Origin of the sequence: Duganella phyllosphaerae (assembly GCF_001758785.1) — a bacterium.
GTDB lineage: Bacteria > Pseudomonadota > Gammaproteobacteria > Burkholderiales > Burkholderiaceae_D > Rugamonas > Rugamonas phyllosphaerae.
Genome location: NZ_LROM01000057.1, coordinates 1 through 956 on the forward strand (window position 1 = coordinate 1; position 956 = coordinate 956).

At 58.1% G+C, this 956-nt stretch carries 1 protein-coding gene; it reads left to right on the forward strand.

All coding sequences use genetic code 11. The annotated features are described in order from the left end of the window. A partial coding sequence (tuf, locus tag DUPY_RS05425; RefSeq protein ID WP_070246816.1) for an elongation factor Tu occupies nt 1-956 on the forward strand: 956 nt, incomplete at both ends.

Consider the following 956-nt stretch of genomic DNA (forward strand, 5'->3'; position numbering starts at 1 on the left):
ACCATCAACACCGCCCACGTCGAGTACGAAACCGCTGCCCGTCACTACGCGCACGTTGACTGCCCAGGCCACGCCGATTACATCAAAAACATGATCACCGGCGCAGCACAGATGGACGGCGCGATCCTGGTTTGCTCCGCAGCCGACGGCCCAATGCCGCAGACCCGCGAGCACATCCTGCTGGCCCGTCAAGTTGGCGTTCCATACATCATCGTGTTCCTGAACAAGTGCGACCTGGTCGACGACGCAGAACTGCTGGAACTGGTCGAAATGGAAGTGCGTGAGTTGCTGTCGAAATACGAGTTCCCAGGCGACGACGTACCGATCATCAAAGGTTCGGCACGTATGGCGCTGGAAGGCAAAGAAGGCGAGATGGGCGTTGACGCCATCATGCGTCTGGCCGATGCACTGGACAGCTACATCCCTACGCCAGAGCGCGCAGTCGATGGCGCCTTCCTGATGCCAGTGGAAGACGTGTTCTCGATCTCGGGTCGCGGTACCGTTGTGACCGGTCGTATCGAGCGCGGCATCATCAAGGTCGGCGAAGAGATCGAAATCGTCGGCATTATCGATACCGTCAAAACCACTTGCACCGGCGTGGAAATGTTCCGCAAGCTGCTGGACCAGGGTCAAGCTGGCGACAACGTCGGCCTGCTGCTGCGCGGCACCAAGCGTGAAGATGTACAGCGTGGTCAGGTTCTGGCCAAGCCAGCATCGATCAAGCCGCACAACCACTTCACCGGCGAGATCTACGTTCTGTCGAAAGATGAAGGCGGCCGTCACACCCCGTTCTTCAACAACTATCGTCCACAGTTCTACTTCCGTACGACTGACGTGACCGGTTCGATCGAACTGCCAGCGGACAAAGAAATGGTTATGCCAGGCGATAACGTGTCGATCACCGTCAAGCTGATCAACCCGATCGCGATGGAAGAAGGTCTGCGCTTCGCTATCCG